We start from the raw sequence: 22,485 nt of genomic DNA, 5'->3' as shown, positions 1-22,485 counted from the left end.
AGTTATGTTGAAAAATTGGCTTAGGAAAATATCGGAGGAAAAGCGAGTGATATAAGTAATGAATAAGTTAGTAATAAATCTTATAGAAGTATCACAGGAAGTTAATGAAAATTCAAAAATAATAATTGAAGGTTTAGAAGATATATTGTTTAAGTCACATGATAAATATAAGGTTCATGGAAAAAATTTTATTGAAACTATAACTAGGGATATTAAAGAAAGGAATAAAGTCATAGAAGAGCTTAAGGCAGTACAGCAGGCAAATAATTCTCAAAGATTATTTCAATTAATATGCAAGCTAAGAGTTCTTGATGATAGAGATTGTATGTCTTATAGATTATTTTTTAGTATGTATACTAATTCTTTGTTGATAGGAAAATTTATTGAATAGAGAGGGTGAATTAAGTTGTTAAGTGATAGAAGAATAGGTGAGCTAACAGTTTTATTTAAAAAACATGTACAGGCTACAGCAGAGCAGAAAATAGTAATAGAAAGGCAAATGAAAAGATATGGATGTAAAAATTCGATTGAAGCTTTCAAAAAAATAAGAGAGCACAGGAGAGATCAAATAAATAATTATAAGGATAATTAAAACATTAGTAATTCTTACAACTGTACTACATATGATATTGTTGAAAAAAATAAGTAATGAAGCAATGTCAAAATTTATTAAAAATGTTTTATATGATACTTTTATGTGCTTAGAAATTTTGATGTGAATAAAAAACCTAAACACTTTTTAGATAAAGGGGAGGGTGAAAATGATTGAAACAGTAAAACGTAATTATGAACTTGAAAGTGAAAATAAAGAGCTTAAGGAGCTTTTAGAAGAAGCATTACAATTACTTGAAATTTACAACTTTAAACTGAAAGAGAGGAATTGCAATAAGTATGAAAATAGCCCCTATTTCTGCGGCTACAGAAACTAGACAAGATTTGAAACATCATGGTAGAAATAATGATTTTCAGAATATTCTTAAAAAGTTAGAGGATGAAGTTGATATTGATGGTGACAATGTGTACAACGTGGAAACAAGTAATGTTGTGTGTGATTTGGATAATATCTACCATATTACATTAAAAAGATTATTGTATTAGAGAAGGTGTAAAAAATGAGAAAGCTAGATTCAATGGTACTGATTTTATTTGGTGTGTCAGCTTTACTGCAATTATTCTTTTTTAATTCAAATGACATTCTTAAATTTGCATATATACTTGCTGTGATTGGTTGGATATTAGTATTTGTGGCTTATAAAAGGCATAAGAGGTTGTCAAATAAGAAAGGTAATTAAGTTGAATTTACATAGAGAAGGTGAGTTTATATGAAAAATACATGTATAAATAAGCTTATAAAAGATGTTAAGTATACCAGTGAAATTATAGATGAAAATATAAAAACTTTAGAAATTATGTATAAAGAAAGTCCAGTTAGATACAAAAAGCATATAGAAACTTTTATCTTAAACTTAAAAAAGAATTTGTATGAAAGAAAAATGGTTATAACAAAGATTGATTCACTGGAGCAATCTGAAGATAACTTCAATAAAATTTTAGGTATAATTGCAAAATTAAAGTTGCTAGATGATAAATACAGAATGTCACATAAGATGTTTAAAAGCTTTATGAAGGAATGGAAAATCTAAATGAAAGGAGCGTTAATATGGCAAAATACAGGTATGTATATACAGTATTTTGGGATGATCCAGATGTAATGGAAAATTTCACACCAGAGGATAAGCTATTTTATTTATATTTACTTACAAATCCAAGAACAACTCAAATAGGAGTTTATAAGATAACTAAAAAGGAAATGGCTTTTGGTCTTGGTTACAGTATTGAATCAATTAATAGTCTTATATGTAGGTTCGTAGAGCATCACAAGCTCATTAAATATGATGAAGTTACTAGAGAACTAGCTATAAAGAACTGGGGGAAATATAATCTCAATAAAGGTGGAAAGCCTATTATAGACTGTATTACAAAAGAATTTAAGGAAGTTCAGAATATAGAGCTTGTAAAATATGTTGCTGAAAGTATAAGAAATGAGAGTATAAAAAATATCTATTACAGTTTTATAAAAAATTCAGTGAAAAATTTAAAATCACACGATACGTTGGACGAAACGAGGTGCGATACGTATAACGATACGTCGGCAGAACGTGAAGAAGGGAAAAATAAAATTACATTTTTAGGTAAACCATTTAATAATGCGGGTTTTGACGATACGTACCACGATACGTCAACGATAAGTGGACAAAAAGAAAACAAAAAACAAAAAGAAAAACAAAAAGAAAATAATAATACTACTTCTAAGAAAGATACTAACTTAAGTAATAAGGGACTAAATGATAGTTACATAAAAACTGATGGTGTGGAAGCTGATAATGATAAAGATATTTTTGTTAAAATACTGGATTATTATAAATTGAAAGCTTGTATAACAATGGAGAAGCCAGTTGATGTTGTATTAGCGAGACAATTTCAAGAAGAAAAGATACCTTTACACGTAATAAAAGATGGCATAAATCTAGCATTTGAAACTTTTAAACCTAAGTATAAGGGAGACAAGATAAGGTCTTTGAAGTTCTGTGAAGGTTTTATCAGAGATTTAGCAGCCAGTGAAAGAGCTAAAGAAAAGACCTTAAATAATAACTCTATGTCGGAAAGTGAAATAAGGTCAATTACAGCTATGCTAAAAAATAAAGTTTCTGATATGGAGATACCTAAGATAATAGTGTGTCTAAGTGAAAGTAGTACAGTCAGTATGAACAGGCTTGAGTACCTTAAAGAAAAAATAGATATAGTTGAAAGTTATGCAAAGGGTAAAAATATAAGCTATACAGGAGCTTTGATAAAAGCAATAAAAGAGAACTGGAGCAATATTAAGTATTCTGTAAAAGATAAGTTTAATAATTATGATCAGAGAAAATATGATTTTAAGGATTTGGAGCATAAGCTTTTAAAAGCTCAAGGGTTTTATGATTAGGAATGTGGGATGTTGAATCATGAAAGATGAAAAAAGATTTAAAACGGTATGTAGTGAATGTGGACATACATTTTATGCTTGTAAGTCAATTGCACAAGAATTAGGTTTACTGGATGCAGGTCATGGATCTTGTCCTGAATGCAAAACTTTTTTGAATTTAACTTTTGATAAAAATAACAATGAAACGAAAACAATAGCATGGAATAAATATTTAAAATCTGTTGGTATAAGTACATTTGATGAAAATGGGGTAGAAATTAAGAAGTATAAGGCTCCTAGATGGAATATAAAACGTAGAAGGTGAGTTTCAATGCTTAAAGGTCAGATTACAATGTTTGATGTCCTTAATTTCATTCAAGAGGAAAAGAAAAATAATATTGGAGAAAAAGTTAATGTAGGAGATCATGTAAAAGCTGAGGTTAATAGAGGATTTGTAGTAGGAATAATATCGAGAGTGTATGGATTAGGTGACTCCATATTAAATATAGATTTTGAATGAAATGGTGTAAAATATCAAACTGCTATTGGCAGATTTGCTGTGAAAGCTATTTTATAGAGAAAAGAGGTTGTGATATTGAAAAAAGATGACAAATTGGTTGAAGATAAATTAGTTGAATATTTTAATACGTTGGAAGAATTAGATTCATATAAAAGTAAATTAAAGTATTATGAAGAAAACATTAATATATTGAATATAGCAAATGTAAAAAAGGATAGTACGGACATTAAAAATGAAATAAATAAAGTTAAGTTAAAAATTGTAGAAAATGAATTTAAATATAAACATATAGAAAACTTTATAAATTCTTCACTTACGAAAGAAGAAAAGGAATTTATAGAGCTAAGGTATAGAAAAAAATTAACGGTAATAGGTGTTAGAAGTAAGTTATACATGTGCGAAAAAACCTACTATAAGGTTAAAAAAGAAATTTTAGAAAAATTAAAAGTTGTGGTGCTTTGAAAGATATTCAGGGCACTGCTTTTTTATTAAAAAATATAAATGTACAGTGTTTAGGTAGGGATTTAGGGTAGTAAAAGTTACTGTAAAAAAGATGAAAAGTGGGTGGGTTTTTAATTTTAGAGTTGATATATAATTACATTAGCCTTAGGAAAACTATGTAAAAAATCATGCTAGTGAAAATTTTACTCATGTAAACTTTTCTTTTATGAGGAGTGAAAAAAATGAATAAGCAGGAAATTATAAATATGTATTTTAACAAAAATATACCAGTTCAGGATATTGCTAATAAGTTTTCTAAAAGTAGAGCTGCAATATATAAAATTGTAAAGGCTGACATTAGGTATGAAGAAACTAAAAATTTTAGAGAACAGAAAAAAAATGAATTAGTTAAAGAAAATCAGAATTTAGTAAAAAAATTGTTCTTTGATGAACATAAGAAAGTATGTGAAATAGCAAGAGATTTAAATATAAGTAATACACTGGTAACTAAAATTATAAAATCAGATAATAGATATGAAAATGAAAAGAGTAGGAGAAAATTAGAGAGTAAAAAAAAGAATGTTGAAGCTACAAAAGAAATAGTGAATAAAAAAAGGCAGAGAATGAGAAGTTCATATGATAGTTCAATTGTTAGCGGAATGATGTTATTGCAAAAACAGAATGCAATTTCAATGTCAACCACAAGAAAAATTTCTACTACTGGAATTGTAACAGCTAACCTAAATCATTATGTCTATGATAGTAAAAGACAAAAATTAGTATTTGATAATTCATGCGGAGATAGACCAATAGATTTGCCTAAAAGTATTAAAATTCATACATGTGATTATATTCCATTCAAGGCTTATGAGGAAAGCAAGGTGTAGGCTATGGGAGAACAGGAATTAAAAGAGGTAATTGAAAGAGCTAAAAATGGAGATACAGAAGCTAAAGAAATTATAATAAACTTCAGCATGAAATACATTAAAAATGCAGCAAATAGATTTCATTTAAACAATAAAAAATTATCAGTAGATGATCTTGTTCAGGATGGTGTTATTGCTGTATTGGTGGCAATAAATTATTATGATATGAAACATGATGTTAAGTTTTCAACTTATGTTTATGAAATTATAAATTTAACAATTTTAAACAGTATAAAAAAAAGACATATGACAGTAAGAGTGCCACAGGGAGTTTTGATTCATAATTCGTTTGATATTTTATCATTAGATGAAAATATTAATAAAGTTGAAACTTTATTAGATAAAATTAAATATAAAGAAAATAAATTTGATTATATAGATGATTATGCAAAATGGCAAAGCATATTTGAAAAGAATCTAACACAGCTAGAAGAAAAAGTGATACTAAAATTTTATTTTGAAAATAAAACAATTGATTGTATAGCACATGAATTAAATGTGGATAAAAGAAAAGTATATGTATTGAAGCATAAAGCACTAAAAAAGTTAAAAAAATTGAAAAGGTATTATGAGGAGGAATTTTAGATTTCTCCTTTATTTATTTTTTGAGAAGGAAGTGATGCAAATGTTTTTAAGAAAAAAATTAGTGAAGGGAGGTTAATTTATGGATAATATACAGCCAGTTTCACCAGATGTTGTAAGCGGAAAACTTTCAACGGTGATCATGACTATATACAATACGATTGCACCTGTAATATATCCACTTGCATTACTAGGATTTATAGTTGCTTTGCTATTTTTACTAATAGGTGCAATTTTTCATTCGAAAGTATTAAAAAAAATGGGATCTGTTGATTTTGTTATTACAGCAGCGGCTCTTGTGTTGTATTCATTACTACCAACATTTCTTGGGCTGCTAAAAACAATTAGTAATATAGTTAAGTAGGTAAATAAGGAAAGGATGATTTTAGTGATTAAGAAATTAAAAGAAAATTTAACGAAAGTAAAGGACTTAAGCATAAAAACATACCTAAGTTTAATAGCAATTTTAGGTACTTTATATTCAACTACGATACCAGTACATGCAGATAGTCAAATAACATCTCATTCTGCGGGTGAAGTTGCAAGCCATATTTTTAAAGCTAATCAGGGTATAGCTGAGGCTTTTGGTGGTGCTCTGATAGGAATTGCAGTAGTCGTAATAGGTATAAAGATGCTAATGGCAAGTAAGAAGCAGGAAGCAAGAAGTGAGGCTATGGATTCAATTTTAACTGTTATAATAGCAAGTCTTTTAATAGGCGGATTTGCTATATTTGCAGGATTGTTTTTTGGCTTTGGACAATAAAAATTATGGGCGGAGAAATCTGCCCTTTAAAGGATAAAGGCAGGTGAATATATGAGATATTTTAAAGTACCATTTAACATAAATGAAGAGGACAAAGTAATAGGTGGATATGTTTCTTTAAGGCAGTTTGGATGGATAATCTTTGCTGCATTTTTTATTTCAATATTATTTCTTTTTAATAGAAATTATATGACTATACACAGAGTATTAGGGCATTCACCGGAGATAAATATTCATCCAATATCTCTTACTATAAGGATTATATTTGCATTTGGAATAGTTATTTTTTCAGCTTTATGTGCTTTTTATAAAGTAGATGATACCTATAATTTTGATAAATACTTATTCAAGATGATTAAGTTTAAATTTAGAAATAAAGTATTTAAATTTAGAAAATGAATAGAAGGAAGGTGTTTCGGTGATAGTTATATCTTTAGTGTTTCCAATTATGGCTTTTATTTTTTTAGGAATTGTAGTCATGTACACCAGAAAAAAGAATAAGCCTAAAAAGCAGAGAAATGCAAATACTCAAAATGATAATGATGGAAATAAGATAAGCAGCAGCGAATTAAAGAAATGTACTGGAATTAAAAAAATAAAAGGAAGCAAAATATATATGAGAAATGGAGCCATAAGGGTTAATTTAGGTATATCTTCTCCAGATTTTGAGCTTTTAACAGATGATGAACAGACAGCTTTTGAAGATTGTCTTATGATGTCAGCCCTATCGCTTAATTTTCCTGTGCAGTTTCATACGACTTTAAAAAAGATAGATATAAAAGAGCCGGCGGAGCTTGTTGAAAAAACCATGAATAGTTCAGATATTTTAATTTCGGATAATTTAAAGGATTACTGTTCTGAGCTTTATACATCGTATAGGAAGCTTGAAAATGAAAAGGGCATTTTTGTGAGAAAGAGTTTCTGTACTGTAGGTGCATATCTACCTGATAAGGATGAAAAAAAGGTTTTAAATGAGCTTCAATCAAGAGTAGATAATATAGCAGGAGGACTTTCAAGGGCAAGGATGAAAGTTAACCTTTTAAGTTCCGAAAGTACAGCACAGATTTTAACAGACCTGTTTAACAGGGGCAAAAATATAAAGATAGAGAGCTTAGAAAAAGAAGGAGCATTTGATTTATACAGTGAGGGGGTAGGACAGGTTGTGGAAGTCGAAGAAGAGCAAGAAAGTTGATAAAAAAAATTCAAATAAAGATAAGGAAGAAGATTTCTTTAAAAAAGGTACTATAGACATTATGGATTTAATTACGCCTGATGGAATAGTTGAGGGAAAGGAGTATATTTATCTTGGTCCAGGTAAATATGCAAGGGTTTATGCAATAATAGGTTTTCCACGCAATATGACTGTAGGATATTTAAATGAACTATTTCAAATGGGAGACATTGATGTTACAACTTATGTTGAAAATATACCTGACTCAACAGTTATAAGAAGACTCACAGGAAAATACAGTCAGTACATGAGTAATATAAATTTACAGTTAAAGCACGGTTATTCTATAGATTACGGCATGAAGCTTGCAGCAGAGGATTTAGATGAAACTAGAGCAAAGATACAGACCAATACTGAAAGAATGTTTTATGTGCAGCCAATAATATTCCTGTGGGGAAAAAACTTAAATGCACTAGGGGATAAAGCAGAAATGTTTGATACTATCTGTGCTAGAAAGTCTCTTGTTGCAAAATGCCTTGTAGGAGATCAACTAAAAGGTTTTTTAACTGGTGTTCCAAATCTCAATATAGAATACACAAATGGTTTTAGGAATATGATAACGGGTTCTGTTGCATGTCTTGTTCCTGTTGGAAATACTGAGCTGTGTCATAAAAATGGTATATTCTACGGAGAAAATATGTTTACTAAATCACCTATAGTTTATAACGAATTTATAGGAGCACCAACCTTAACTAATCCCCATACTTTTGTTTCAGGTACTACAGGAGCAGGGAAGTCAGTTTTCCTAAAATTAAAATCTGCACGTTCTGCGGCTGCGGGAAGATGGACAGTAATACTTGACCCTCAAGCAGAATACAAGCCGCTTATAAAAAAATTGGGTGGTCAGTATATAGAGCTTAGACCAGGTGTTAAATCAGGTATAAATCCATTTGAAATAGAAGTTGAAGAAGATGAAAGTGGCAAAAAGAAAATTGATATATACGGTAAGCGTTCTGAAATAATAGAGATGATTTCTATATTTTCAGAGAAATTCAGAAATGGCAGTCCACTTCAGGGAGAAGAAATAACGGCAGTTGATGAATGTACAGCAAAACTTTATGAAGATTTAGGTATTACCGAAAGACCTGAAAGCTTATATGAAGAAAAGACCTATGAAAAAGAAGGCAAATTTTATACAGGAAATATAAAAAAGGATCTACCGACTTTAACTGATTTAAGGAATGCTCTTATTGAGAAAAATGAAACCATAGAATCAGAAGGAATAAAAGATCTTATAGAAGTAATGAAGATGATAACAGGTGATGGCCCTATGGCAATGTTTGATTGTAAATCTTCAATAAATTTCAACAGTAAAATAATAGCTATAAGTTATAAACATTTAAATGATGAATTCACGAAATTTTATGCTATGATAAATAGCCTTTCATGGATATGGACAACTTTTTCAAATTACAAATACAAGGATATTGAAAAAGAAGTTATAGTTGATGAAGGGCATTTATTTGCTAAATTTGAAAGGTCACTTCATTTCTTAGAGCTTATAGCAAGACTCGGAAGAAAACTTAAGATAGCACTTACCTTAGCCACACAATTTATGCAGGATTTCATAGGCAGCAAGCAGACGGAAGCTATAATAAATCTCTGTGGTACTAAAATTTTATTAAAACAGGAATCATCGGTAGCCAAAAAGGTCTGTGAATTTTTAAGTTTATCATCAAGGTGCGAGCAGCTCATGACAACTTTTGTTTCTGGACAGGCAATACTTCTTTCAGAGCAGGAGCTTGTACTTATGCATGTTAAGCCCTTTGACTTTGAGTGGGATATGGTGAAAACTTCATAGGAAGGAGGTTTTAAATTGAATTTTATATCTTCAAATGCAGATGCACCAACTAAAATAATATATGAATATATAAGTGCCTTTGGCGGCATATCAATGGCGTTTGCAATAATTATGCTTGGTATAAAAATGCTTCTTACAGCACATAAAAAGGATGCTAGAGAAAAAGCCATGGAGTCACTTGGCAAAATAGCAGCAGGAGGTTTTATACTTGGAATAAGTTTAATACTTGCAGGTTTTTTAGGTTGGGTGGCAAACACTTCAGGAGCTGCACTTAACACGAAGAATTCCACCTTTAAGATTGACAGCAGTTCCAAAACTGAAACGGATAAAGATGGGACATTTATTGAAAGAGGTGTGGCAGATGTTATAGATGCGGTGCCTAAAGCACTTGATAATATTATAGATGACAAAATTGGATTTGAGCCTCTTGGTGATTTAATATTCAGCACCGATAAGCTTGATCTTGCACCATTTAAGTATGAAGAATGGCAGAATCTAAACTATCTATATACTCTTATCTGTACTTTAGTGTCACCGCTGTTTTTAATTATGATTGCAAAAACTGGTTTCAGTATGGTACTATTTTCGGATTCAGTTTCAAAGAAAATAGATTTAAAGGAAGAGTTAATGAATTGGTTTTTATGTGTATTTTTACTGGCAGCAGCACCAATTTTTATACAGGGGTTATTTGAGCTATTTAATGGTTTTACTGATGCATTAACAACAGCTACGAAATCTGTAATAGGCGACTATTCTAGCAGTCCTGCATTTAAATATTCTCTTGTTGATGCAATTAAGACGGGGTCTCCAATAACTACAGCGATAGTTCATTTACTTTATGCATGGCAGAATATAAGAATAAATATTATATTTTTAAGCAGAAAGGTAGTACTTTCAGTAATGTATGTATTTACACCGATAGCCATAGCGCTATGGGGCATAAATCATAGGGTACATGCAGCTTCAATATGGTTTGGAGAAATGATAACAAATGCTTCTATGCAGTTTTTTTATGCATTTACTTTCACGGTAATGATTGCGGCTTTAGGTGCCTCAACATGGCAGAACTGGCTCTTAGCTTTAATATGGATGACAGCTTTAACGAAAGTTGCTGAAATGCTTAGAAATTCACTTCAAGGTTTCTTTACAAAGGTTTCTGGATTAGATGAAACAACTCTTGCTGGTGGAGCTCTAGGAACAGTTGGGGGTATAGCAGGAGGCATGGCCGCAGCTTTTGGAATGACAACAGGTGGAAATCATGGAAGTGGGAATGGATTTAAAGATTTTAAAGCTTCAGATGTAACAAAGAAAGTTTTTGGAAATACACTGGGTAATGTCGGTGGAAGTTCTGGCAGAGGTGGAAATTCGGTGAAAGGTTCAAATTCAATAAATAAAAATGCCACTTCTTTTGGAGATAATCTGAAAGACTATGACAATTATAATATGGGTAATGGTTTTCCAGCAGGACATGATGAAGAATATACTCCAGAAAAGCCAGATTCAGTAATAGAACAATTTAAAGAAGACAGCGCAAAACAGAATTTAAATAATTCAATGCTTGCAGATAATTTAAATATGGGAATTTCAAAAAATAAGGCAGGATCAAGGGTTAATGGGTTATTAACAGCTATGACCGCAGGAGATCCTATGTTTAAAGGATTAGCTGAAGCAGGGGGGAGTTTAGCAGGAGGTATACAGAATAGAAGAACAGCATCAAAGGCTATATACAAAACAGCAGCACAAATGGAGAAACTTGGACTGGCTAAAAATAAGAAAGAAGCTATAAATACTTTATTTGGAGGAAACAATGATTTAAAGGCTAATTTTAAAAAGTTTAAAGTGCTAAACCGCCCTGCAAATGCAGTTTTAAAGCATACAGCTAATACTAATGTAGGGAAGTCATTAAGAACTTCTCACAATAAAAAAGCTTTTTCTAGAAATATAGCAGCTGGCAATAATACTGCGGCAGCTATGAATTTAGCAAAAGCACATCCTTTTAATAAGTTATCTGATAGTTATAAAACAAAAATCATAGCACAGACTAATTCTTATACCTCTATTGATGGATTTAACGGCTGGTCATAAATAAATATTAATTGTAAAAGTTGAGAAATTTAATTTATTTAAAATTTCTCGGCTTTTTTTATTTTTTGAAGGGAGGTATGATTTATGTCAAATAAGAAGTCAGGTTCATTTTTAAGAAATATGGTTAAGAACAAGTTCAAGAAAAAAGGAAAAAAAGTTTTGAAAGCTTTAATAAAAAAGATAATGTTTCCTTGGGGACTTATTTTTATTTGCTTTATATTTGTAGTTATTTTTGCTATATCGGTGGCAAAAACAGGGTTTATGGGAGATCAAACTTTTAGTGACAATCTAAATGAGTATCAGAATAAAGAACTCGCAGGTTTTCTTACTAAAAAAGTTAAAGATGCCAATGGTTCTATGGATGATATGTACGGTATGGCTAAAAAAGTAGCACTTACAGATGGCAATGTTGAAGGTTTTATATCACTTGTTGAAATGGAGCAAAATCAGGATATAGATAAAATGGTATCCCAAAGTGGACGGGCTGGGCTTTTAGGCTCTGAGGATATTATTTCAGAGTATGCAGAACTTTTAAAGCCTGATTTTTCCTATAAGGATGATTCTATAGTTACAACAGTTACAGTTAATACAAAGGATTCAACAGGGCAGAATGTTACATCATCACCTATTGTTACTAAAGAAAAGGTAAAGTTGTTAACCAGTGCAGATGCTTTAAAAGGTAAAGTAGATATAACCTATAAAGTGCAGTCTCAGACTAAAACAGATGTTAAAACGAGAACATATGAGAAGCCTAAAGCTAATCAGCCGCCGGCTGCCGCTAATAATCCAAATTCAAAACCAGAAATGGAAACAGTAACAGAAACTACAACCACTACAACTAAGGTTGATACTCCAGTAATAGATAAGGTTACAGAAAGTGGAAAGAGCATGGAAAGATTAAAGAGCATAATAAAACAGCAGTTTCCAAATGAAGATACAGAGGACAAGCTTAAAATGGCAGCACACTTTGTTATAGCAGGAGCTAGTAATGACTACGATACAAAACAGCAGAATGGTGACTGGATGAATAAAGATCCAAATGACGATAGTATAGTAAATGACATATTAGATGCTGGAGCCGATAATGGGTTTAGTGGTGAAATACCGCTTTTTAGGCAGACAGATGCAAGATGGGCTAGTCAGCCATATGGTCAGGGGAATATAGGTACAAGCGGATGTGGTCCGACTTCATTTGCTATGATAATTTCAGGACTTAGTGGAAAACTAGGTTCATGGGATAAAAATGGTGATGGAATGTTAGATCCAGGAGAAGCCGCAACCTATGCCATAGCTTCAGGGTATAACAGTTCTACAGGAGAGGGTACTTCATGGGGCTTATTTGACAATAGTTCTACATCACAATTTGGAATAAACAGCAGTAATGAAATAGAACCTTCAAATTATAGTTATGTATATGACCAGCTTAAAGAAGGTAATCCAGTAGTTGCAAGTATGCACGCAGGACACTTTACTAAAGGTGGTCATTTTATTGTTTTAACTGGTGTTGATACAGATGGACAGGTACTTATAAATGATCCTAACCCCAAAACTGGAATAAATAAATTTCCAATAGAAGGTATAGCTTCAGAAGCTAATTTATTCTGGGTGTTCAATAATCCTAATATTAAATATGATAGTTTTATATGTACTGCATACGGCGGTGTACATGATGGTATGGAAGGCGGCGGAACTACGGCAGATGGAACAAATCTTGACGGAAAGGATTTTACAGCAAGAGTAATAGCAGTAGATCCAAGCGTAATTAAATTAGGAAGTCGTGTATATATTCAGTTCCCTGATAATAAAAGGTATCAGAATAAAAATGGACAAAGATACGATTTAAATGGCTGGTATACTGCGAGAGATACAGGAGGAGCTATAAAAGGAAATCATATAGACTTATTTATGGGCTTCGGTGGAGCTGATGATACTGCAAGATGTGATGATTTTGGAACAGTAAATATTAAGGTAAGACGTTAGGAGGGTTAAACTTGAATAGAAAACTTAAATTTATAATTGCTGGAAGTGTTGTAACGGCGTTATTTATAGGGATGGCTGTATTTTTAATATGTAAACTTACCTACAGTGACAACTATGAGCTAAATCCTAAAAAAAATATACAAGCAAAAGTTAGAAATACTAAATATAATGCAGAAGATGAAAAGGAAAATAAAATAAATGTTGAAGTGAGAAAAGAAAATAAAAATGCAGATAAGCTTAAAAAGTTTCAGAGTGACGACAGCAATAATGTAAATGAACAGGCTAATACATCCTGTGAAAGACAGAGTGATGGAAACTTCTATATAGATAATATAAATGACCTTTATAATAATAAACTTGTATCACTGGATGAAATGTTTTGGGTACAGAAAAGATTAAAAGAAGCAGCTAATGATATGCCAAAGTTCTATAAAGAAACTTTGAGTATTAAAAATAATGATAGAGCTTTAAAAAAGTATATGTTAAAAGGAGATAACAAAGATAGATTAAATTATCTGTATGGTGCAGAGAATGTAAATTCTATTAAAACATTAATAAATAAACTTAGTTTTATAAAAGATAATTCTAAATTAACCCATGGTGCTATAAGTAATATAACCAAGCAAGATGATAATCATATAGGGTTTAATATAAGTATATATTCTAGTGATAATAAAGAACAAACATTCAATGTAACCCTAGAGTTCAAGAGCGATAGAGCGGTATTAAATATAAAAATAGAATAAATAGTGAGAAGTATATTGTACCGTGTTTGGGTAGGGATTTAGGTATGGAAATGTTACTGTGAAAAGGAGGAAAAGTGGGTGGGTTTTCTCTTTGAAATATAGTATATAATAAGGTTGTCTTTAGAGAAACTATATAAAAATAGGTGCTAGTAAAAATTTTACTCATGTAAACTTTTTAGTTATCTAAGGCTATTCCTCCTTTATTTTAAGAAGCAGTTGCTTATTAATTTAAGCAGCTGCTTTTTTTATTGTATGAAAAAATAAAATATGAGGAGGTAAATGTAAAGTGAAAATTGCAATAGCAACAGGAATGACCGAGCTTGATGAAAAGATATGTAGCAGATTAAAAGATAATAAAGATATGATAATTAACGTGGTAAACTACAGAGAATTCTTTGACAAGCAGAATTTCAATATTGCTGTTATCTCAGAAAGACTTTTAGGAGACATGAACTTAGAGCAATTATTCTTCGTACTAAAGTCTAAAAATACCAGGATAATATACCTTACAAATGCAGATGATGTAAATGGTATTAAAAGATGTTTTAAATATTCTATAAATGATATATTGTTTGATCCTGTAAAGCCAGAGGATATTATTAAGTTAATTTTAGAGCCTAATTCTTTTGCAGATATTTCAGATATTTATTTGAAATATAGTAATATGCAATTAAAATCAGGTGAAGCTGGCACACCAATTAAGGTTATAAAGGAGAGTGGAGGCAAACCTAAGGTTGTAGAGAAAGTAGTTGAAAAGATTATTGAAAAGCCTGTAACTGTAAAAGAAACAATATATAAGACTAAAATATTGAAGAAGAAAATAATAACATTTTATGCTACAGATAACGCACTTTTACCGGCAAATTTAATTACACAATTAGGGGTGCTTTTGTCAAAGAGAACTAATCAAAAAATATTGATTTTAGATTTCAATACTTTATTTCCAATTGTAGATGATTTCTTTGGAGTTAAAAAAGAAATTAGTATTGAAAGTAAATATGATATTGGAAGTAGTACAAGTTTAGTTTTAATGTATAATGCCTTGGAAAGAGGAAACCTAAATGAAGGTAGTTTTTTCAAGTTTGTGCAGAAGACAAAGTTTAAGAATTTGCATGTTGCAACAGGCCTTTATGATTTAGCACTTTTTGAGAAAATGCCTGAAGAGTATTTTTCTAAGATAATTGAAATAGCATATAAGATTTATGACACTATATTAGTAAATACAAATCCTGATATAGGTCTTGCGAGCACGTTTATTCCAATGTTGGATTCCACGGATGATGTATTCATTATTGAACCTAATTACACAAGCATAAAAAATATGCTTTTTGTGTTTAGTAATCTTAATAATAGAATTTCAAAGGGAAAAATAAAAGTTATTGTTGACAACTATTCTAATAGTGGGCTTGATAGTGAAACTATAGAAAAACTTTTGGGTGACTACAAAATTATAGGGTATTTGCCGGAGGATCATAGAAGAGAAGAATTTTTGAATAGGCAGAAGCCTTTTATAGCAAGTACGAGTTTGAAGAAAAGTGATGTTAAACCTTATTTGAAATTATTAGAAGCTTTTGATTATATAAAAGAGCCTACATTTTTGGATAAATTCTTTAAAAGAGGTGGTGTTAGATGAATAGAATTAATTTAGTAGAAGAACTTAATTATAAGAATAATGTTAGTAATGTAAAAGATATAGGGAATACTGAAGTCGAGCTTATAACATTGGTAGATAATATAATAAAAGAATTTACGGAGAAAAGATCATACCTTATAAATGATACAGAGAATGGCAAGCTTCCAGAAAAATCCCTGGAAAATGAAATCATGAACTTCGTTGATAAAAATGGTATAAAGCTTAATGAAACTAGCAGAGATAAACTCATAAAAAAGGTTAAAGATTATCTTTTTGGATATTACATTCTTCAGGATTTAATAGATGATGATGAAATTTCTGATATAAGAGTGCTTTCTTATGATAATGTACAGATAAAAACACATGGAAATAGACTTCCATCAAGTGTAAAATTTCCGTCTAAAGAGTCTTTTGATATATTCTATAATTACATTGTTATAAAACTTGGAGGAGTTTTAGATAAAAAGAATGCTCTACAAGTTTTGTCGGATAGTACAGATAAATTTCTCTTAAGAATAAATGTGAGTTCATCTTTTGTAAATTCAGTTGATAATTCTTATATATCTATAAGAAAGATACCTAAGAATAAACTTGAATTGGAAGAACTAATGATTAAAAAAAATATGCTTGATAGAAAAATATATGATTATTTTGTAGAACGTGTTAAAGCAGGAGTTAATATACTTTTATGCGGCAAAGGAGGCAGCGGAAAAACTACACTTATAAATGCTTTTTTAGAAAAAGTGCCATATGATAGGGCTGCACTTATTATTCAGGAGTCTGAAGAGCTTCACTCCAAACATCCTAATATGATGTTTCAAAAAGAAAAGTCCACAGTAGGATATAGTGATGCCGAATATTCTTTAAATGATTTTTCAAGATTTGCCATGACAGAGGATCTTGACATGATTGTCATAGGTGAAATTAAAGGAAAAGAAGCTTTAAGTTTATCGAAAGTAATAGGCACAGGACACGACGGTTGGGCTTCTGTTCATGCTAATAGTTCAAGAGAAGCAGTAGAAAAGATGGTTGATTATATGCTGGAAGGTAATAATAATTTGAGTAGATACGCTATATTAAAACTTTTAGCAGCTATAGATATAATAATATTCATGAAGGATTTCAAAGTTATGGAAGTGACAGAAATAGCAGGATTTGATGAGGCTAATAAGGAACCGATTTTTAATCCTGTGTTTAACTTTAATAATGGAAATTTTGAAAAGTTAAATAACAGTTGCCATAAAGTACAAGAGAAAATTGATTATTTCAATTATACGAATGGCGGTGATAAATGATGATTATTGCCTTACATTTAGTTTTATTCCTAGCTGTTATTGTAATGTCTTATGGTATTACAAAGTTTTTTATAAATAAAAATAAAATAGAGAATATACTTTACTATTTTGATGAAAAATATAAAAAAAGGCTACTTGATAAAAAAATAGATAAAGCCTATAGAAAAAAGAGAATAAATGTCTTTGGAAAATTTGATTCTCTTATATATTCATCTGGTATAAGAAAACATTTTAAATACATGACTTCGGAATTGTTTATCTTTGTAGTGTTGATTTTAGCATCTCTTGTATCTGCCGTTGTTTACACGCTCTTCAGCAGTATAATTTTTTCAATAGTAGCTTTTGTTGGTGTTATATTTATTTCTTATGGCATTCTCAAAGAGCTTGCAAGAGTGAATTTTGATAAAGTTGACAATAGTATTATGTTTTTTATAAACTCTTTAAAAAATAATGCTGCGATAGAAAATAATATAGCTTTTATGATGGAGCAAACTACAAAGAGGCTTAAAGAACCACTTAAAACTTATAATATGGATTTTGTAAGTGACGTTAAAATGGGTATTTCGCTTCAAAAAGCTTTTGATAACTATATAAATAAAGTTGAAAATATAAGACTTAAAAATATATTGAAAAACTTGTATATATGTTCTATAAATAATGCTAATTATTCTAAATTGCTTGATAAAACTAGAATAGTTATAAAAAACTATTATGAAAACAAAGAGAAACGCAGAAGGAAGGTAATAGGTGCTCAAATAAGTATTGCTGTTATTATCTTTGTGGCAGGTATTATATTAAATGCACTATCTGGAATTACAAATAATTTTTATGATCTTTTAATGAAAACAACTATAGGACAAATTCTTATTGGTTATATGTTAATTGTAATTTTAATTGCGGTATATAGATGCATAACTCTTAAGGAGTTTAATTACTAAGAAGGGAGAGTTTAAAAAATGGAATATATTATTTTAAATGTTGCTCTTCTTATATGCATATTAATAATAGCTTATTATCTTAGAAGAGCAATTAAATTTGGATTTAGCAAGCAATATAAGAACATTAAAAGCAGCTTTAAAGTTAAAAAAAATACTAATTTTTCAATGGATAAATATTTTAATACTAATATACTAGAAGAAAAACTTATTAAGTGTGGTAATCCACTAAAATTAAAGCCTACTACATATATACTGTTAAAGATTTTATTAGGAGTTCTTCTTTTTATAACAGGTTTTGGGTATGTAGGTGTTACGACAGTAGGATTTATAGTGTCTATATTAGCAGGCATTCTCGGATTCTTTCTAGTGGATATTATAAATTATATAAGTAATGAAGACGATAAAAACAAGATAAGAATGGATTTAGCAGATGTATATGATTTAGTAACACTTCAGACGGTTGCAGGAGTAAGCATAGGACATGCACTTCTTGAAGCTTATACAGTTTGTAAAAGTAAGAGATTAAAAAAAAGCCTTATAAGATTGGCAGCTAAAATAAATTTATCTAAAAATATAGAAAAAGCACTGGACGATTTTAGTGAAGAATATGATATGCCTGAAATAGATTCTTTTGTTGCTCTTATTAAGGAAAGTGTATCAAGTGGTGTGTCTGAAGATGCTCTGGATGATCAAGGTACCTCATTAAAGGCTGTCAATTCATTCTATGCAGAAAGTCAGACTGAGAAAATAGATATGCACGTGCTTGTAATTTCCATGATGCTTTTAGGTGGAATTGTAGCAATTGTTTACTATGTTATAGGGATTAATATGATGCAAAGTGCACATAGTATTTTTAGTTAATTTAATGTTTTAAATGGTCACAGGAAACTGTGACCATTTTTTATGGAAACAAAATTTAAAAAGGAGTGTTGTCAAAATGAAAAATTTAGGATTAATGTTGACTACAAAAGCAATAGCCGCAGAAGAGGGAGTTAAAAACAAGGTACTCAAGAATAGGAAAGGGGAGGTTAATACTGTTGCAGTTTTAGTTATAATAGCAGTTTTTTTAATTATAACTTATCCAATATATAAGAGCCTTATAAATGATTTTATGACAAGTGTACAAACTTGGTTCCAGACTACTGAAAAAAGTATTTTTAAATAAAATACAATGTGTGCTTAGGAAGTGGTGAGGTGAAGATTAACAAAAAAAGTGAAGGCGGTATTGAGGTTGTGGTTGCAACATTAGTTGCTGTGCTTGCTTTAGGATTTACTATGGTATATTTTATATCAAATATGATCCCAGTTATAAATAAATATAAAGTTGAAACAGTTGTAAGAAAATATGCATTGAAAGAAGAACAGGAAGGATATCTAAGCCCTAGTAATGTATCATCTATGGAGTCTGAACTTAAGAATATTGGTATAAGTAATATAAATATTTCAGGTACAACATTGTCACCTGTTGAGTACGGTGAAGATGTATTGATAAATATAAGTTATAAGGATAATATAAAGAGTTTAACAGTTAAGGATGGAATAATACCGATGCTTTCAAATGAAGCAAAAACAATTACTATAAATAAAAGTTCTACTAGTAAGAAAGCGATTGAACCGTAAGAGGTGGTGATATTGAAAATAAAAAAAATTTTGAACAGTAAGGCCGACGGAAATGCAGGGGTTGTAATATGCGGAATGTTTACACTTATTATAGTTGTATTGTTTGGAGTTTTTGTTATGTTTACAAAAGTTATTACAACAGAAGCAGAAAGTGTGCAAGATGATGTAACACTGTCGAATCTTGCAGTTTATAAAAACGTGGATTTAAATTATCTAGCTATAGACGATAGAGATTTAAGGATTGATCCTAATGCAGCTCTTGAAACTTTCAAAGAACATTTAAAAATAAACATGGAGCTTGATGATAATTTTAATGGGCTTGAAGGGAGTGTTGCAGTTGGAAAAGTTACTGTAAATGAATTTACTATATACAATGTAAATAGTAATAGTGTTGATATATATAAGTATACTGATTCTTGTCGTACTTTCGTTCATAGCACTGGAATAAGGAATATAACAAAAACATCTGATAACTCTGTGGTTAAGAATACAAGTGTACATGCAACTATAGAGTATAAAGTGAATTTGATTTTCGGTGGAAGTCAAATGGTTACAACTTCTGTCGATACGGATATAGTTAAATAAATAAAATTTGAAATATTAAGAAAGGAATGATAAAATTTGCATTTCAATTTTAGACCTAAAGTTCTTATAAGTACAACATTAATAGCAGCTGTTTTATTTGGCGGACTGATTTATATTGAGGATAAAGCTGTAAATTCCGTACCTAAACAAAAAATATTAGTAGCAACAAAAGATATAGATCAGGGAAGCAAACTTAAAGAAAGCGATTTTGTGAGTGTAGATTATAATTTAGTTAATGTTAATAATAATGACATTAAGAACGTAAGCGATTTAAGAGATAAATATGTTGTAGAAGATATATATAAAGGGGAAGCTTTAAATAAGCAGAGAATAGCAGATAAAAATGATAATTCAAAAATATTTCTCAAGAAAAATGAAAAAGAAATTTCAATACCTGTTAGTAAAGTTAATAATGATGCGTTTGCTGGAACTCTGCGTAAAGGTGATGTTATTGATATAACACATACTGTATCTCAAAGTGATAATAGCGATAATAATACTGAGTTTGATATGAAGAAAGCAGAAGTTATCGGAGCTGTTGATTCTCAAGGAAAATTTTTGGGGAGCAATGATAAAAATGTTTTAGCTTCATCAATTATGGTTAGGGGATCACAGGATGATTTTATAAAAATATCTAAAGATTTATCGAATGGATATTTCAGTATAGCAAAGAGTTCATTGAAATAATTTCTCCATAAAATTTCAAGAAAGTACTTGAAAACTTTTATTTCGTTTGCCAAGTTATATGATTAATTGTAATATATAACTATAAAGAGAATTAAATATAAAGGATGAAATTTGAGGGGGAAAATGAATAAATGAAAAGAAAATTTTTAGCTGGATTAATAGCTGTTGCTTTAACGACAGCAGTTATAGGAATAAGTAAAAATGAAAATATTGCGAAAGCAGATACAAATATAGCAAATGTAGGAGTTAGTTACTCAGGACATGTACAAAATATAGGCTGGCAAACTCCGGTAAGTGATGGACAAGAAGCCGGTACAGACGGTAAAGGTCTTAGGGTTGAAGCATTAAAATTAAATTTGACCAATGCACCTAAAGGAGCTGCTATAGAATATCAAGCACATGTACAGAATATAGGTTGGCAGGACTGGAAACAAGATGGACAGGAAGCTGGTACGGATGGTAAAGGTCTTAGAGTTGAAGCTCTAAAAATAAAACTTAAAAACATGCCTGGATACAGCATTCAATATAAAGCACATGTAGAAAATGTTGGATGGCAGGACTGGGTAAGTGATGGACAGGAAGCCGGCACAGATGGAAAGGGCCTTAGAGTTGAAGCTTTAGAAATTAGGATTGTTAAAACATCCGATACAACTGTAGGTGTAAATTATTCAGGACATGTACAAAATATAGGCTGGCAGAATGCAGTAGAAAATGGACAAATCGCTGGAACAGAGGGACAAGGCTTAAGAGTTGAAGCTTTAAAACTTAATCTTGAAAATGCACCAGCAGATGCACATATAAAATATCAAACTCACGTTCAGAACATAGGTTGGCAAACTCCAGTAAGTGATGGACAAGAAGGCGGTACAGATGGTAAAAGTTATAGGGTTGAAGCTATAAAGATAGCACTTGAAGGTATGCCAGGATATTCAGTTCAGTATAGAGCACATGTACAAAATATTGGATGGCAGAACTGGGTGAGTGATGGACAGGAAGCTGGTACAGATGGTAAAGGTCTTAGAGTTGAAGCTATTGAAGTAAGAATTGTGTTGACAGGACATGATACTACACCAGTTGATTTTATACCAGTAAATAATAATCCAGAACCTACACCATCCCAACCAAAAGATGATGGAGATCATGCAGTATTACCCACAGGCATCAATGGTGGTGGTTATGAATATAAGGGTACTCCTCTTAATAATTATACATTATCAAATGAAGTAAATGATGCTATTGGAAAAACTAAAAATCCTAATGTACAATTTATGGATGACCATGGTAATAAAGGAAACACATTTGAAGGAATAAATCTTGATGCACAGTCAGTTTCTACAGGTGAAATGACAAAAGATTATATGGAAAAAGATATAGAAAATAGTTATAAAGATAACAATGGTGGTTTATACACTTATAATGGCAAAGTTTATAAACTGGCAGGTATATATACTGAAAGTACCAAACTTGATAGTAACAATGCAGATAAACTTGCAAATGCCGCTAAAACTTTAAATACACAATTTGTAAGTAATGCAGATCCACAACAAACATACGATAGAGTATTTGTAAACTACGAAGGAAATACAAACGAAATTGTTAGGATTGTAACATATTTCACACCTGCTAATTAGAAATAAAAATATATTTAAAAATCTAAAACTCATGGATATTAATTATCCGTGAGTTT

Annotated in this window: 29 protein-coding genes; all 29 read left to right on the top strand. The window is 30.5% G+C overall.

The genetic code is table 11. The features are described 5' to 3' along the window. Positions 1–58 precede the first annotated feature (58 nt). Positions 59–391, top strand: a complete 333-nt coding sequence (locus BEE63_RS00505) for a hypothetical protein (RefSeq protein ID WP_066019516.1) — start codon at positions 59–61, stop codon at positions 389–391. Positions 392–406: 15 nt separating this feature from the next. Continuing rightward, positions 407–592, top strand: a complete 186-nt coding sequence (locus BEE63_RS00500) for a hypothetical protein (RefSeq protein WP_066019515.1) — start codon at positions 407–409, stop codon at positions 590–592. A gap of 169 nt (positions 593–761) precedes the next feature. Further along, complete coding sequence (locus BEE63_RS21500) at positions 762–929, top strand: hypothetical protein (RefSeq protein ID WP_157797083.1); 168 nt, start codon at positions 762–764, stop codon at positions 927–929. Continuing rightward, entirely contained in the window at positions 892–1,098 is a 207-nt protein-coding gene (locus tag BEE63_RS21325; RefSeq protein ID WP_139111550.1) for a hypothetical protein, read from the top strand. The genes BEE63_RS21500 and BEE63_RS21325 overlap by 38 nt, the downstream gene beginning before the upstream one ends. A gap of 14 nt (positions 1,099–1,112) precedes the next feature. Further along, positions 1,113–1,292 (top strand): hypothetical protein, encoded by a 180-nt coding sequence (locus tag BEE63_RS00495; protein ID WP_066019514.1) that lies wholly within the window; start codon positions 1,113–1,115, stop codon positions 1,290–1,292. Between the two features lie 30 nt (positions 1,293–1,322). Continuing rightward, on the top strand, positions 1,323–1,643 hold the full coding sequence (locus BEE63_RS00490) for a hypothetical protein (RefSeq protein ID WP_066019513.1): 321 nt from the start codon (positions 1,323–1,325) through the stop codon (positions 1,641–1,643). A 17-nt stretch (positions 1,644–1,660) separates the two neighbouring features. Continuing rightward, positions 1,661–2,986: a hypothetical protein gene (locus BEE63_RS21495; RefSeq protein ID WP_066019512.1), complete on the top strand. Its 1,326-nt coding sequence runs from the start codon at positions 1,661–1,663 to the stop codon at positions 2,984–2,986. A gap of 19 nt (positions 2,987–3,005) precedes the next feature. Continuing rightward, the gene (locus BEE63_RS00480) at positions 3,006–3,290 is read left to right on the top strand and encodes a hypothetical protein (RefSeq protein WP_066019511.1); all 285 of its coding nucleotides are present in this window, start codon (positions 3,006–3,008) and stop codon (positions 3,288–3,290) included. Between the two features lie 6 nt (positions 3,291–3,296). Further along, on the top strand, positions 3,297–3,485 hold the full coding sequence (locus BEE63_RS00475; RefSeq protein WP_066019510.1) for a hypothetical protein: 189 nt from the start codon (positions 3,297–3,299) through the stop codon (positions 3,483–3,485). Between the two features lie 75 nt (positions 3,486–3,560). Next, positions 3,561–3,947, top strand: a complete 387-nt coding sequence (locus BEE63_RS00470) for a hypothetical protein (protein ID WP_066019509.1) — start codon at positions 3,561–3,563, stop codon at positions 3,945–3,947. A gap of 221 nt (positions 3,948–4,168) precedes the next feature. Beyond that, positions 4,169–4,813, top strand: coding sequence for a hypothetical protein (locus tag BEE63_RS00465; protein WP_066019508.1), 645 nt, complete (start codon positions 4,169–4,171; stop codon positions 4,811–4,813). A 3-nt stretch (positions 4,814–4,816) separates the two neighbouring features. Further along, entirely contained in the window at positions 4,817–5,437 is a 621-nt protein-coding gene (locus tag BEE63_RS00460; protein WP_066019507.1) for a sigma-70 family RNA polymerase sigma factor, read from the top strand. A gap of 79 nt (positions 5,438–5,516) precedes the next feature. After that, a complete protein-coding gene (locus BEE63_RS00455) occupies positions 5,517–5,798 on the top strand; it encodes a hypothetical protein (protein WP_066019506.1) in 282 nt (93 codons plus the stop codon). Between the two features lie 24 nt (positions 5,799–5,822). Continuing rightward, positions 5,823–6,197, top strand: coding sequence for a hypothetical protein (locus BEE63_RS00450; protein WP_242874628.1), 375 nt, complete (start codon positions 5,823–5,825; stop codon positions 6,195–6,197). Between the two features lie 51 nt (positions 6,198–6,248). After that, a complete protein-coding gene (locus BEE63_RS00445; protein WP_066019505.1) occupies positions 6,249–6,596 on the top strand; it encodes a PrgI family mobile element protein in 348 nt (115 codons plus the stop codon). 19 nt (positions 6,597–6,615) lie between these two features. Continuing rightward, positions 6,616–7,389 carry a hypothetical protein gene (locus BEE63_RS00440; RefSeq protein ID WP_066019504.1) on the top strand — a complete coding sequence of 258 codons (774 nt, stop codon included), beginning with the start codon at positions 6,616–6,618 and terminating at the stop codon, positions 7,387–7,389. Then, positions 7,358–9,229 carry a VirB4 family type IV secretion system protein gene (locus tag BEE63_RS00435; protein WP_066019503.1) on the top strand — a complete coding sequence of 624 codons (1,872 nt, stop codon included), beginning with the start codon at positions 7,358–7,360 and terminating at the stop codon, positions 9,227–9,229. The genes BEE63_RS00440 and BEE63_RS00435 overlap by 32 nt, the downstream gene beginning before the upstream one ends. A gap of 15 nt (positions 9,230–9,244) precedes the next feature. Then, a complete protein-coding gene (locus BEE63_RS00430; RefSeq protein WP_066019502.1) occupies positions 9,245–11,314 on the top strand; it encodes a hypothetical protein in 2,070 nt (689 codons plus the stop codon). Between the two features lie 84 nt (positions 11,315–11,398). Then, positions 11,399–13,294, top strand: coding sequence for a 3D domain-containing protein (locus tag BEE63_RS22245; protein WP_066019501.1), 1,896 nt, complete (start codon positions 11,399–11,401; stop codon positions 13,292–13,294). An 11-nt stretch (positions 13,295–13,305) separates the two neighbouring features. Then, positions 13,306–14,040, top strand: coding sequence for a hypothetical protein (locus BEE63_RS00420; protein WP_066019500.1), 735 nt, complete (start codon positions 13,306–13,308; stop codon positions 14,038–14,040). 286 nt (positions 14,041–14,326) lie between these two features. Beyond that, on the top strand, positions 14,327–15,673 hold the full coding sequence (locus BEE63_RS00415; RefSeq protein WP_066019499.1) for a hypothetical protein: 1,347 nt from the start codon (positions 14,327–14,329) through the stop codon (positions 15,671–15,673). Continuing rightward, positions 15,670–16,968: an ATPase, T2SS/T4P/T4SS family gene (locus BEE63_RS00410; RefSeq protein ID WP_066019498.1), complete on the top strand. Its 1,299-nt coding sequence runs from the start codon at positions 15,670–15,672 to the stop codon at positions 16,966–16,968. Before BEE63_RS00415 ends, BEE63_RS00410 begins: the two co-directional genes overlap by 4 nt. After that, complete coding sequence (locus BEE63_RS00405; protein ID WP_066019497.1) at positions 16,965–17,906, top strand: type II secretion system F family protein; 942 nt, start codon at positions 16,965–16,967, stop codon at positions 17,904–17,906. The genes BEE63_RS00410 and BEE63_RS00405 overlap by 4 nt, the downstream gene beginning before the upstream one ends. A gap of 18 nt (positions 17,907–17,924) precedes the next feature. Then, positions 17,925–18,767, top strand: a complete 843-nt coding sequence (locus BEE63_RS00400; protein WP_066019496.1) for a type II secretion system F family protein — start codon at positions 17,925–17,927, stop codon at positions 18,765–18,767. Between the two features lie 76 nt (positions 18,768–18,843). After that, on the top strand, positions 18,844–19,071 hold the full coding sequence (locus BEE63_RS00395) for a hypothetical protein (protein WP_242874626.1): 228 nt from the start codon (positions 18,844–18,846) through the stop codon (positions 19,069–19,071). Positions 19,072–19,100: 29 nt separating this feature from the next. Next, a complete protein-coding gene (locus tag BEE63_RS00390) occupies positions 19,101–19,526 on the top strand; it encodes a hypothetical protein (RefSeq protein WP_066019495.1) in 426 nt (141 codons plus the stop codon). Between the two features lie 12 nt (positions 19,527–19,538). Further along, a complete protein-coding gene (locus BEE63_RS00385; protein ID WP_242874624.1) occupies positions 19,539–20,111 on the top strand; it encodes a hypothetical protein in 573 nt (190 codons plus the stop codon). 36 nt (positions 20,112–20,147) lie between these two features. After that, the gene (cpaB, locus tag BEE63_RS00380) at positions 20,148–20,798 is read left to right on the top strand and encodes a Flp pilus assembly protein CpaB (RefSeq protein ID WP_066019494.1); all 651 of its coding nucleotides are present in this window, start codon (positions 20,148–20,150) and stop codon (positions 20,796–20,798) included. A 131-nt stretch (positions 20,799–20,929) separates the two neighbouring features. Continuing rightward, entirely contained in the window at positions 20,930–22,429 is a 1,500-nt protein-coding gene (locus BEE63_RS22495) for a hypothetical protein (protein ID WP_066019493.1), read from the top strand. Positions 22,430–22,485: the final 56 nt, after the last annotated feature.

Source organism: Clostridium pasteurianum, assembly GCF_001705235.1.
Taxonomy (GTDB): Bacteria; Bacillota; Clostridia; order Clostridiales; family Clostridiaceae; genus Clostridium_S; species Clostridium_S pasteurianum_A.
Note: the sequence above shows the minus strand (reverse complement) of the source record. Positions and strands in the feature narration are given on the sequence as shown.